The following is an 11872-nucleotide window of genomic DNA, read 5'->3' as shown; positions in this document are numbered from 1 at the left end:
AGCTTCGTTCGTCCCTGCGGTGTTCGGTCCTCGCGGATTCGAAAGTGCATAGCACCCCTTGAACTGGGGTGTTGCGACGACCACTAGAACCCAAGGTGAGCCGCCCCGGCCCCTCGCCGCGCACGGCCCCGAACCGCTCCCGGACCCGTCGCGGTGGGGGTCGCCCACCCCGACGGCTCCGCCTTCACGTCGGACTTATCCACCGGGGAGTACACGGAAGGGACACCGGTACGGCCCCAGGAGCGCCCCGGAACCCCGCCCCCGAACCGGCGAACGCCCCCTGGCACGGCCTACCGCCCACGAACCGAACGGTTCCACCGTTCCCCCGCCCCTGGGAGGCCCCCATCGTTCAGCGCACCACCGTCCCACTGAGCACCCTTCCCCTGAGCGCCGCCGCGCTCGTCCTGCTGGCCACCGCCTGCGGCGCCCCCACCACCGACCTCAGCGAAGCCGAGAACACCGGCGCCTCCGGCACCCGTGCCGACCCCGCGCCGACGGTCGACGTCAACGGCGACGGCCACCCCGACCTGCCGATCAGCGGACGCTCCGGTACGGACGGGACCGGCGAACCCTACGTCGGCGCGCTGCTCGGCGGCACCGACGGGCTCTCCCCCGACCGCTCCGTCACCCTGACCCGCGCCGAGTTGGGGCTGGCCGACGACGGCGAGCCCATGAGCGTCCTGGGCACGGGCGACCTCGACGGCGACGGCCACGCCGACCTGATCGTGGACGCCGGGAGCGGGTACGTCGTGTGGGGTGGCCCCGAGGGCCCCACCGGGCAGGCCCAGCCCCTGCCCTGGCTGGACAAGGACGACCCGAGCGACATGTACGCCGTGTCCCTCGTCGTCGGCGACTTCGACGGGGACGGCAGGACCGACGTCACCGTCCTGGACCATCTCCAGGGCAGCCCGATCGGCGAGTACGAGGCCGCCTTCCACCGGGGTCCCTTCGAGCGGGACGGCTCCCCCGCCCAGACCCGCGAGGTGCCGCTGCCCGACGACGCCGGGGACGCCGACCTCGACGTGGTCGACGCCGACGGCGACGCCGCGCTGGACCTACTGCTCGTGCGCAACTTCGACGAGTCCCCCGCGCCCCACCTGGTGCTGCGCTCGGGACCGGACGGCCCCGCGCAGGAGGTCGTCGGCGACACCGCGCCCGGTCACGCGTACGCGACCGGTGACGTCGACGGCGACGCCAGCCCCGACCTGCTCGTCGGGGTGAGCGGCATCCCCAACAACGAGCCGGGTCACGAGGACGAGCTGCACCCGGGCCACGTCGACGCCTACGCGGGCTCCGAGGGCTTCCTGGACGCCGCACCGACCCGGATCACCCTCGACACCGAGGGTGTTCCCGGCGACTCCGAGGACGGGGACGGGTTCGGCAACGACCTCCTGGTGGCCGACGTCAACGGCGACGGGTACGACGACGCCGTGGTCATGACCGGGCCGTTCCACTCCTTCGAGAGCGCGACCCTGCTGTTCGGCGGCCCCGAGGGCCTCACCGGCGAGGGGGCGTCGGCCCTGCCGGTACCCGAGCGCGGCGACCTGGGCTCCTACCGCGCCCACGCGCTCGCCGACTACGACGGCGACGGCCACCCCGACCTGCTGCTGAGCACGGTGCACCCGGCCGCGCCCGACGACGCCGCGGGCTACGCGCTCCACCGGGGCGGCCCCGAGGGGTTCGACCCGGAGCCGGTGGAGTTCACCACCGAGGGGCTGTAGGACCGGGAAGGCCAGCGGGACCGTCTTCGAGCGGGGGCCGGTTCGGGTCGTGGACCACGCCCGGACCGGCCCCGCGCGCTCGACCACCCGCCACGGGCCGACGGTGGGGCGCATGCGGGGCGAGCCCAAGGTCCTTTCTGGGAAGGCCCTTCGGCACTTGTGCTCCAAGGAGGCCCAGCTGGGCGAACGACCAGTTCAGCCGGGGTGACCCGGCGCACCCGGCGGGGGCGGAGGCGGCGACGGGCGCCCCCGGGGCGCGCCTAGACTCGGTGGCGGCCCCTGGACAGCTGCCGGAAAGAGTCTCATGCGCGTGACAGACGGCGATCCCCACCGCCCCCTCGGGCAGGACCGGCTGTCGCTGCCCGAGGTACGCCTGGACGACCTCCTCGACGAGGTCCGGTCCCGGATGTCGGAGATCTCCCGCACGCAGGAGCGCATCCGCACCCTCCTGGAGGCGGTCGTGTCGATCGGCGAGGGCCTGGAGCTCGAACCCCTCCTGCTGCGGATCACCGAGACCGCGACCAGCCTCGTGGAGGCCCGCTACGGGGCGCTCGGCGTGATCGGCCCGGACGGGAACATGAGCCGGTTCATCCCGGTGGGCCTCACCCCGCACGAGATCGACCACATCGAGCACTGGCCCGAGGGCGAGGGCATCCTCGGGCTGCTCATCAAGGAACCCCGGCCGCTGCGGCTGCGCGACGTGCGCGACCACCCCGAGTCCCGGGGCTTCCCCGCGGGCCACCCGCCCATGCACACCTTCCTCGGAGTGCCGATCCGCATCCGCGACCAGGTCTTCGGCAACCTGTACATGACCGACAAGGTCGGCGGCGCGGAGTTCACCGGAGACGACGAACTCCTGTTGCGGGCCCTGGCCACGGCGGCGGGCACGGCGATCGAGAACGCGCAGCTCTTCGCGCAGACCCAGAGCCGGGAGACCTGGCTGGACGCCTCGGGTCAGATCACCACCCGGCTGCTGTCCGGCGCCGCCCCGGAGGAGGTCCTGCGGCTGGTGGCCCGGCGGGCCCGGGTGATGGCCCACGCCGACCTCGCCGTGATCGCCATGCCGGGTGAGGAACCCGAGACCCTCACCGTGCGGGTGTGGGACGGCACGGACGACCCGTGCGGCCAGGTACCGGGGGCGGCCCTTCCCCGTGAACCCGACACCCTGCTGGGCCGGGTCTACCTGAGCGGCACCCCGGTGCGGACGGACGTGGCCGAGTTCGAGCACCTCGGGGCGGGGTTCCTGGACCGCCTGGGGATGGGCCCGGCACTGGTACTGCCCTTCGGCCCCCCGGAGGGCGCGCGCGGGGTCCTGGTGCTCGGCCGCGACCGGGACCGGGAGCCGTTCCAGAGCAGTTGGCTGAGCATGCTGTCCTCCTTCGCCGACCAGGCGGCGGTCGCCCTGGAACTGGCCGAGGCACGGCTGGACTCGGAGCGGCTGAGCGTGCTGGAGGACCGGGACCGGATCGCCCGGGACCTGCACGACACGGTGATCCAGCGCCTGTACGCCACGGCCCTGACCCTGATGGGAACGGTGCGGCGGATCGACGACACCACGTCGTCGGAGCGGGTGCGGTCGGCCGTCAACGACCTGGACGACACCATCCGGCAGATCAGGTCCACGATCTTCGCCCTCCAGAGCCCGGTCGGCGACGACGCGCCGTCCCTGCGGTCGCGGGTGCTGGAGGTGGTCAACTCCGCCACGGAGTCGTTGGGCTTCGCACCGAGGCTGCTGACCCAGGGACCGGTGGACAACGGGGTGGACGAGGCCACCGGCGCCCATCTCGTGGCGGTGCTGCGGGAGTTGTTGTCGAACGCCGCCCGCCACTCGGGGGCGGCGTCGGTGGACGTGCAGGTCACGGTGGACGAGGACCGTCTGGTACTGCGGGTCTCCGACGACGGTCGGGGCATCCGGGAGGGCACGCACCGCAGCGGGCTGCGCAACGTCGTCTCGCGGGCGCTCGAACTGGGCGGGGAGGCGTCGGTGGACTCGGGGCCGGGTGGGGGCACCTCGGTGGAGTGGTCGGTCCCGTCCCGGACCGGCGGCGGGGCGCCGTAGCCGGGCCCGCCGCGCCGGTCAGGCGGTCTGGTTCATGGACAGCCGCACCGCGTACGCGGCGGCCTGGGTGCGGCGTGCCATGCCGAGCTTGGCCAGGACGCGGGACACGTAGTTCTTCACGGTCTTCTCGGCCAGGTACATCCGGGAGCCGATCTCCCGGTTGGTGAGCCCCTCCCCGATGAGTTCGAGGACGCGCCGCTCCTGTTCGGTGAGTTCGCCCAGCGGGTCCTTGCGCCCGGCCTCGGCACGCAGCCGTTCGAGCATGCGGGTGGTGGACTCGGGGTCGAGGAGGGAGCGGCCCTCGGCGACGGTGCGCACGGCGCCGACCAGGTCGGTTCCGTGGATCTGCTTGAGGATGTAGCCGGAGGCTCCCGCCATGACGGCACCGTAGAGGGCCTCGTCGTCGGAGTAGGACGTGAGCATGAGCATGCGGGTGTCGGGGAGCATCGAGCGGATGTCGCGGCAGACGGTGACGCCGTCGCCGTCGGGCAGCCGGACGTCGAGCACGACCACGTCGGGTTCGAGGGCGGGGACCCGGGCCAGGGCCTGCGCCGCGGTCCCGGCCTCGCCCACCACCTCGATGCCGCCCTCTTCGTCGAGGAGCGCTCCGACCCCTCGTCGGACGATCTCGTGGTCGTCCACCAGGAACACCCGGATCGGCGTGTCGGCGACCATCGGGCCCACCTCCTCAAGCGCTGGATGCGGTGACCGGGGGCGGCGCGGCCGCCTCGGGTCGTGGTTCGCACGGGGTCGTGGGTCGCCTCCGTCCCCAATCGGTTGGGGGCGTGACGGAAGGGCCGGCGGCGGGGCCCCGGCCGTGCGACATCACGGTGCGCCTCCCAGACTAGACAATTCAGATTCGCGACCTATGAGTCGAACGTCCTTTTCTGTTTGGGGCGAGCGTCCCGGCGGGTAGTCCGCACATGGGGACCTTCTCCGTCGCGCCGAGGGCTCGCGACCCTCCTTCTCGACGGCCGCGACCAGCGACGATGGCAAGGGTCGGAACCGAGGGCAGGCCACTTCTGGGGGTCGTGATGACGGGAACAAGCGATAGCGGCGTCTCTGCTCAGGACCGGAGTTGGGTGACGGGATCGGCGTCTCCGCCGGAGCAGAGGAGCGCCTCGGAGGGCACCGAAGGGCTCGCGGACAGCGACCGGTTGAGGACCGGGGCCGACCTCGCGGAGGAGCGCGACACGGCCTTCACGGTCCTGGCCCGCCAGACCTGTTTCAACCTGTTGGCCGCGCACGACATCGGTCGGGTCGCCTTCACCATCGAGGGCGACGCCGCGCCGACCGTGCTGCCGGTCAACTACGCGCTGGTCGACGACGCCATCATCCTGCGGTCGACGTTGGCCGGAACCATCATGCGCCACGCGCGCGGACACGCGGCCTTCCAGATCGACCACTTCGACGAGGAGCGGCACGAGGGGTGGAGCGTGCTGGCGTCCGGCCGCTGCCGATGGGTGCGCGAGCGGGCCGAGCTGGAGCGCATCCCCCAGGGGAGGCTGCCGCACCCCTGGGCGGAGGGGCCGCGTGACCAGGTCCTGAAGATCGTCCCGGGGCGACTGACCGGGCGGGAGGTCCACCGCACCTGAAAAGGGGACACCAGGGGCCGGACCCGGTGAACCCGGGCGCCGTTTCGGGGTGTTTCCTCCCCTGGAACGGGGTATCGGTGGCGGCATGGGAGCACAAAGCCCGCCTTACCGCCGGAGTGTCCCCGACCCGGTCCCGTGTCGCGCGGAGACGATCGTCCCGTGCGACACCGGTCTTCCCCGTCACCGCGCTGCGGCCCCGCGCTCCGGCGCGGAGGCCGCCCCTTGAGGTGCGCGTGGGGGCGGGTCGCACTGGGCGCGGGCGCCGCCGTCACGGCCACCCTCCTCACGGTCTCCGGTACGCCGCTGCTGCTCCACCAGGCCACGGCACTGACCCTGCCGCCGTCGGCGGCGCCCGGCGTTCCGGCCGGGGAGGCGGGCACGGACGCGCTGGCGGTGCGCGTGCTGTCGTCCCGTCCGGACGCGGTCGCGGGCGGCACCGCCCTGGTCCGCGTGGAGGTGCCTCCCCCGGCCGAACCGCACCAGGTGCGGCTGGAGGCGGACGGGTCCGACGTCACCGAGACCCTGCGCCCGGTCCACGCGCCCGGCGACGGGCACGTGCTGGAGGGGGTGGTGACCGGACTACCCGAGGGGACGACCGCGCTGGTGGCCGGGCTCACCGACGAGGCGGTGTCCGCGCACGGGGCGGGCGCCCCCGGCGAGGGGCGCGTGGTGGTCACCAGCCATCCCGCCGCCGGTCCGGTGTTCGCCGGTCCGCACCAGGACCCGTTCGTCTGCCAGACCGGGTCCTTCGCGCTCGCCTGGGGCGGTGATCTGGGCGCTCCACTGGACGAGGACTGTTCGGCGCGGACCGTGGCGGGCTACGTGTACCGCTCGGTCGACGGCCGGTTCCTTCCCCTGCCACGGGAGGACGTGCTGCCCTCCGACGTCGCCCACACCACGACCTCGACCGGGGAGCGGGTGCCGTACACGGTCCGCGTGGAGACCGGAACCGCCAACCGCGCGGTGTACGAGACCGCGGTCCTGCACGACCCGCGTGAGCCCGGTCCCGATCCGTGGAACGCGCCCGAGGGGTGGAACCGGCGTCTGGTGTACACGTTCGGCGGCGGCTGCCCGGGCGGCTGGTTCGTGCAGGGGGCCCGGACCGCCGGGGTGGTGGACCACGGCATGCTGTCCCAGGGGTACGCGGTGGCCTCGGCCTCGTTGAACGTGTTCGGCAACAACTGCGACGACCTGTTGGCGGCCGAGACGATGAGCGCCGTCAAGCAGCGGTTCGTCCTGTCCCACGGGGTCCCCGACCACACGTTGGGCTGGGGGTCCTCGGGGGGCGCCTACCAGTCGCACCAGATCGCGGACAACTACCCCGGTCTCCTCGACGGGATCGTGGTCTCCCAGAGCTACCCCGACGTGGGCTTCTCGACGGTTCCGGCGGTCACCGACGCCCTCCTGCTGCGCACCTACGCCGAGGCCCACCCCGACGCCCTGAGCCGGGAGGAGCTGCGCGCGGTGTCGGGGTTCGGGACGTGGGAGGGGATCGGGGCGATGGCCGACGCGGCCGCGCGGATCGACCCGCGGGGCGTGTGCCCGTCGGCGCTGCCCGCCGAGGAGCGCTACCACCCCCGGGACCACCCGGACGGGGCGCGCTGCGACGTGTTCTCGCACGCCCGCAACGTCTACGGCACCGACCCGGACTCCGGTACGCCCCGGCGCCCCCTGGACAACGTGGGGGTGCAGTACGGGTTGTCGGCCCTGGTCGACGGGGTCATCGACGTCGACCGGTTCCTGCACCTGAACGAGCACGTGGGCGGGTTCGACGGCGACGGCGCGGTGGTGCCCGAGCGCACCGTGGGGGACGCGTCGGCGGTACGGTCCGCCCACGCCTCCGGGCGGTTGCTGTACGGGGGCGGCGGACTCGCGGAGATCCCGGTCGTGGACCACCGGCCCTATCAGGACCACGCGCCCGACGGTGACATCCACATGCGGTACCACTCGTTCAGCACCCGCGAACGGCTGCTGGCGGCCAACGGCGACGCCGACAACCACGTGATGCTGGTCGAGGAGCACAGCGGCGGGGTGTTCTCCGCCGACCGGCCGGTGGCGGGACGGGCCCTGACCGAGCTCGACGCGTGGGTCACGGCGGCCGGGGAGCTCGCGCTGGAGAAGCCCGGGACGGCCCCGGCCGACCGGCTGCGCCGCACCCGCCCGGAGTGGCTGACCGACTCGTGCTGGGTCGGGGACGAGCGCGTGGTGGCTCCGCAGAGGCCGTGGCCGAAGGGCCGTGGCGACCGCTGCGCCGACGCCTTCCCCACGTACGGCTCACCGAGGACGGTGGCGGGCGGCCCGCTCGCCTCCGACGTCGTGAAGTGCCGGTTGACCCCCTTCGACGAGGCGGCGCATCCGGCGGACTTCGACGAGCGGCAGGCGGAGCGGGCCGGGGAGGTGTTCGCCGAGGGGGTCTGCGACTGGTCGGTGCCGGGCGAGGGGCAGCGTCCGCCGAGGGGGACCTGGCAGTCCTTCTGACCCCGGGGCGCGTCAGTCCTCGGAGATCCCGTGCAGGATGAGCCCTCCCCCGTAGAGGGGCCGGTCCCGGCGTTCGTGGTCGCTGACCACGTATTCGTCGACGACCGCCAGGAGGCGCCGGTTGAACTCGTGGCGCTCCTCGTCGTTGAGGTGCAGGGCGAACCGCCCGAGGATCTGCACGGTGTCGGGATCGGCCGCGCCGAGCTCGGAGGTGAACACGTCCAGCGGTGATGAGCGCTCCTCGGCGGCCATGTCGCGGAGGGGGTCGTCCAACCACCAGGTCGCGTTGGTGGCGCGGTAGGGCTTCTCCAGGGCCCCGGAGGCGCCCTGCCGGACCGGTTCGGCGGTGAGGAACCCGACGTCCACCAGCGTGCGAACGTGGTGGAGCACGGTTCCGGGGTTGGTGTCGAGCCGGTCGGCGAGTTCGCGGTTGGTGCGGTCGGCGATCAGGCACAGACGCAGGATGCGCAGGCGCAGCGGGTGCCCCAGGGCCTTGGCCTCGCGGGCGGTGGCCCGGCGGCGTCGGTTCGGGGCGGGGGGGTCGTTCCGTTCCGTGGGCTGCTCTGGGTCCGGGTCTGCCATGGGGGAAGCCTAGCGGGTGGTGACGCGGAACCGGATCGATTGAAATTTCTCAATCGATCTGTCAATCTCGATTCATGTCCTCCCCCCAAGGGCCCGCGCCCGACCCCCCTCCCGACGGCACCGGCTCCTCCGCTCCCGGCCCCGACCCCGCGCCCCCGCCCGCCGCCCACGGCCCGCTGGGGGCCGCCTACCGGCGGCTGTGGACCTCCTCCGGGCTCTCGAACCTGGCCGACGGCGTCATGCGGGTGGCCCTGCCCCTGACGGCCCTGCGCTTCACCGACTCCCCCGTACTGATCGCGGGCGTCACCACGGCCCTGGGCCTGCCCTGGCTGCTCTGCGCCCTGCCCGCCGGGGCCCTGGCCGACCGCGTGGACCGGCGGTGGGCGATGCTCTGCGCCAACCTCGCGCGCGGCGCCCTCGTCCTGCTGCTCACCGTCGGCCTGCTCCTGGACGCGGGGTCCGTCTGGCTGCTGTACGCGGCCGCCTTCCTCGTCGGAACGGCCGAGACCCTGTACGACACCTCGGCCCAGTCGATCCTGCCGCAGATGGTCCACCGCGACCGGCTCTCCCGTGCCAACGGACGCCTGTACGCGGTGGAGCTGACCGCCAACCAGTTCGTCGGCCCGCCCCTGGGCAGTGCTCTGGTGGCCCTGAGCGCGGCCCTGGCCTTCGTGACCCCGGCCGCGCTGTGGGTGGCCGCCGTGGGCCTGCTCCTGCTGGTACGGGGGCGGTTTCGGGTCGACCGCTCGGGCGCGTCCACCACGGTGCGGGCCGACATCGCCGAGGGGCTGCGGTTCCTGTGGCACCACCGCCTCCTACGGTCGTTCGCCGTCATGGTGGGGATCTCCAACTTCGCCACCAGCGCCGTGTTCGCGATCATCGTGCTGTACGCGGTGGGTCCGGACTCCCCCATGGGTCTGAGCGAACCCGCCTACGGCGTACTCCTGACCGCGACGGCCGCCGGAAGCCTGTTGGGATCGCTCGCGGCCGAGTGGGGTGAGCGCGTGCTCGGCCGGGCCTGGTCCCTGCGATCGTGCGTCCTGCTGTTCGCCCTTATGGTGGCGGCCCCCGGGCTGACCCCCAACGTGTGGCCGGTGGCGATCGGCTTCCTCGTCGGCGGAGTCGGGATCACGGTGTGGAACGTCATCACCGTGTCCCTGCGCCAACGCCTGACACCGGCGGCCCTGATGGGGCGCACGAACAGCGTCTACCGGCTGCTGGCCTGGGGCACCATGCCGCTGGGGGCGCTGACCGGCGGTCTGGTCGCCGAGGTCCTCGGGCTCAGGGCGGTGTTCCTCTGCATGGGGGCGCTCACGCTCGTCCTGCTCGTCCCGCTGTTCCGGCTGGACGAGGCGGCCCTGTCCCGCGCGGGTCAGGCACCGGAACGGTAATCCGATGGACCCGGTCCGGCCGCTCCGGTGAGGATGGCCGCATGCGCGACGACGACCGCTCCACCCCCTCGCCCCGGTTCGGGCCCACCGACGACGTCGAGGTCCTGGAGGGCGGCAACGTCGCCGCCCGGGTCCTGCGCGTGGGCGCGACCGTGCTCAAGCCCTGGCTGGCCTCCTCCCCGGCCGTGACCGCGCTCCTGCGCCACCTGCGGGATCGGGGGTTCTCCGGAGCGCCCGACGCGTACGGGGAGGGCCCGGCCGGGTTCCAGCGGCTGGCGTACGTACCCGGCACCCTCGCCGACCGGATGCCGCCGATGACCGAGGCGGAACTCCGGTCGCTGGGCGCCATGACCCGGCGGCTGCACGACCTCACCGCCGGATTCCGGCCCCCGGAGGGCTCCGTGTGGGACCAGCTCTTCCCTCCCGAGGAACCCGAGGTGGTCTGCCACAACGACCTCGCCCCCTGGAACCTGGTGCGGGGTGAGGACTCCCGCGCGGACGACCCGTGGCCGGAGTCGTGGTGCCTCATCGACTGGGACGGCGCCGGTCCGGCCAGCAGGATGGGCGACCTCGGGTACGCCGCGCACGGCTTCGTCCCCCTTCACGCGGGCGGCGACCCCGAGGCGGATGGGGCGCGGTTGCGGGCCCTGGCGGACGGCTACGGTTGCGACGCCGAACAGCGCCGTGCCCTCCCGGGCGCGGCGCTGCTGCGGGTGCGGGGCATGTTCACGGTCCTGGAGGAGGGCGCGCGAACCGGCCGGCAGCCCTGGGCCCGCCTGCACGCCGAGGGGCACGCCGACCACTGGGGCCCGGCCGCCGACTACGTCGAACGGCACCGGGAGCGGTGGGAGGCGGCCCTGTCGGCGCCGTGACCCCCCGGGCTCGGCGGGGTCAGTCGGGCCGCACCCACACGAACGCGGCGGAGATCGGGTGGCCGCGGAACCGTTCCCACTGGGGTTTGGCCGCCACCCAGCCCTCGTCCACGACCGCCTCGTCCAGTTCCTCCAACCGCCATCCGTGGGCCAGCGCCGCGCTCACGTGGTCGCCGATCAGGTGCACGTGGGTGGTGATGGCGACCTCCTCCCCCGTGGCGTCCGTGAAGTGCGTGGGCATGCCGGAGGCCATGATGAACTGCGGGTGGTAGGAGACCAGCACGCAGCGCCCGCCCGGCCTCGTCAGCCGTCGGGCCTCGGCGTAGAGGGGCGCGAGGTCGGGCAGGTGCTCGTCGATCAGTGAGGCGATGACCAGGTCGTAGCTGTTGCCCGGCAGGCCGGTGGCGCGCACGTCGCCCTGGGTGAGGGTGTCGTGGGCGCCGCGCCGGGCCGCCAACGCGAGCATTCCGGCGCTCAGGTCGACACCGTCCACGTGTGCCACGTCCCGGCCGCGCAGCCACGCCCCGGTGCGGCCGGTGCCGCAGCCGAGGTCGGCGGCGCGGCGGACCCCGGACCAGTCGGGCGCGCGGAGCCCGTCGAGCAGGGCCAGGTCCATGGCGTCGAGCACGGAGTCCTCGTAGGTGCTGGACCAACCGTCGTAGCCGGTGACCACGTCGACCGTGCGGTAGTGGCGGGTGTCGAAGTCCGAGAAGTCAGGCATGGACCCGAGTATGACCGGGGACGGAGCCCGCACGCGAGCGGTTTCGGATGCGCCACGGCGGTGCCCGGGCGCCGTGGGAAAACCCGTTGCGGTGCCGTCCGCGCCCCGTCTACCGTGCTGTCCATGGCAGCCTTCAACGCGATCGTTCGCGGCCAGCACGCCTGGCCCGTGGTCGCCCACGACTTCACCCGTCCGCGGTCCGTTCCACTGGACCGGTAGCGAAACCCCTCCGAGCGCACCGCCGTTTCCGCACCCCGCTTTCCCCGGGGGCGACGTCGGCGGTGCCAGGGGAGGTCGCTTCGGCACGCCTCACGTCCCCGGCGTGACGCGTGCCGCCGACGCGCCCGTGTAGAGCCACCCACCGGTCCAGGCCCGCCCCCGTCCCCTTCCTTCGGACGGGCGGTCGCGGTCCCCCCGGTTCCACCGGTGCGCCCGCCCCCTTGGGGGTGAGGC

Annotated in this window: 9 protein-coding genes; 6 read left to right on the top strand and 3 right to left on the bottom strand. The window is 73.6% G+C overall.

All coding sequences use genetic code 11. The features are described from left to right. The first annotated feature begins 71 nt into the window (after positions 1-71). Both ACFYL4_RS11265 and ACFYL4_RS11260 read left to right on the top strand, forming a co-directional pair. Positions 72-1721 carry an FG-GAP repeat domain-containing protein gene (locus tag ACFYL4_RS11265; RefSeq protein WP_387518215.1) on the top strand — a complete coding sequence of 550 codons (1650 nt, stop codon included), beginning with the start codon at positions 72-74 and terminating at the stop codon, positions 1719-1721. A gap of 304 nt (positions 1722-2025) precedes the next feature. Then, a complete protein-coding gene (locus ACFYL4_RS11260; RefSeq protein ID WP_387518214.1) occupies positions 2026-3780 on the top strand; it encodes a GAF domain-containing protein in 1755 nt (584 codons plus the stop codon). A gap of 18 nt (positions 3781-3798) precedes the next feature. Here ACFYL4_RS11260 and ACFYL4_RS11255 read toward each other — a convergent pair whose 3' ends face one another. After that, complete coding sequence (locus ACFYL4_RS11255; protein ID WP_387518212.1) at positions 3799-4455, bottom strand: response regulator; 657 nt, start codon at positions 4453-4455, stop codon at positions 3799-3801. 359 nt (positions 4456-4814) lie between these two features. Here ACFYL4_RS11255 and ACFYL4_RS11250 point away from each other — a divergent pair, with 359 nt between their 5' ends. Both ACFYL4_RS11250 and ACFYL4_RS11245 read left to right on the top strand, forming a co-directional pair. Beyond that, positions 4815-5375, top strand: coding sequence for a pyridoxamine 5'-phosphate oxidase family protein (locus tag ACFYL4_RS11250; protein WP_357769893.1), 561 nt, complete (start codon positions 4815-4817; stop codon positions 5373-5375). A 222-nt stretch (positions 5376-5597) separates the two neighbouring features. Continuing rightward, complete coding sequence (locus ACFYL4_RS11245; protein WP_387518211.1) at positions 5598-7853, top strand: DUF6351 family protein; 2256 nt, start codon at positions 5598-5600, stop codon at positions 7851-7853. 12 nt (positions 7854-7865) lie between these two features. Here the strand turns inward: ACFYL4_RS11245 and ACFYL4_RS11240 are convergent, their stop codons facing one another. After that, a complete protein-coding gene (locus ACFYL4_RS11240; protein ID WP_357769889.1) occupies positions 7866-8435 on the bottom strand; it encodes a winged helix-turn-helix domain-containing protein in 570 nt (189 codons plus the stop codon). Positions 8436-8611: 176 nt separating this feature from the next. Between ACFYL4_RS11240 and ACFYL4_RS11235 the strand changes: the two genes are divergently transcribed. Together ACFYL4_RS11235 and ACFYL4_RS11230 are read left to right on the top strand one after the other, a co-directional pair. After that, positions 8612-9826, top strand: coding sequence for an MFS transporter (locus ACFYL4_RS11235; protein ID WP_387518229.1), 1215 nt, complete (start codon positions 8612-8614; stop codon positions 9824-9826). 41 nt (positions 9827-9867) lie between these two features. After that, the gene (locus ACFYL4_RS11230) at positions 9868-10698 is read left to right on the top strand and encodes a phosphotransferase enzyme family protein (protein WP_387518210.1); all 831 of its coding nucleotides are present in this window, start codon (positions 9868-9870) and stop codon (positions 10696-10698) included. Between the two features lie 19 nt (positions 10699-10717). Here ACFYL4_RS11230 and ACFYL4_RS11225 read toward each other — a convergent pair whose 3' ends face one another. Next, the gene (locus ACFYL4_RS11225; protein ID WP_387518209.1) at positions 10718-11419 is read right to left on the bottom strand and encodes a class I SAM-dependent DNA methyltransferase; all 702 of its coding nucleotides are present in this window, start codon (positions 11417-11419) and stop codon (positions 10718-10720) included. Positions 11420-11872: the final 453 nt, after the last annotated feature.

It is taken from the genome of Nocardiopsis sp. NPDC006938 (genome assembly GCF_042869555.1).
Classification (GTDB): Bacteria; Actinomycetota; Actinomycetes; order Streptosporangiales; family Streptosporangiaceae; genus Nocardiopsis.
This window is presented reverse-complemented; position numbering and strand designations above follow the sequence as displayed.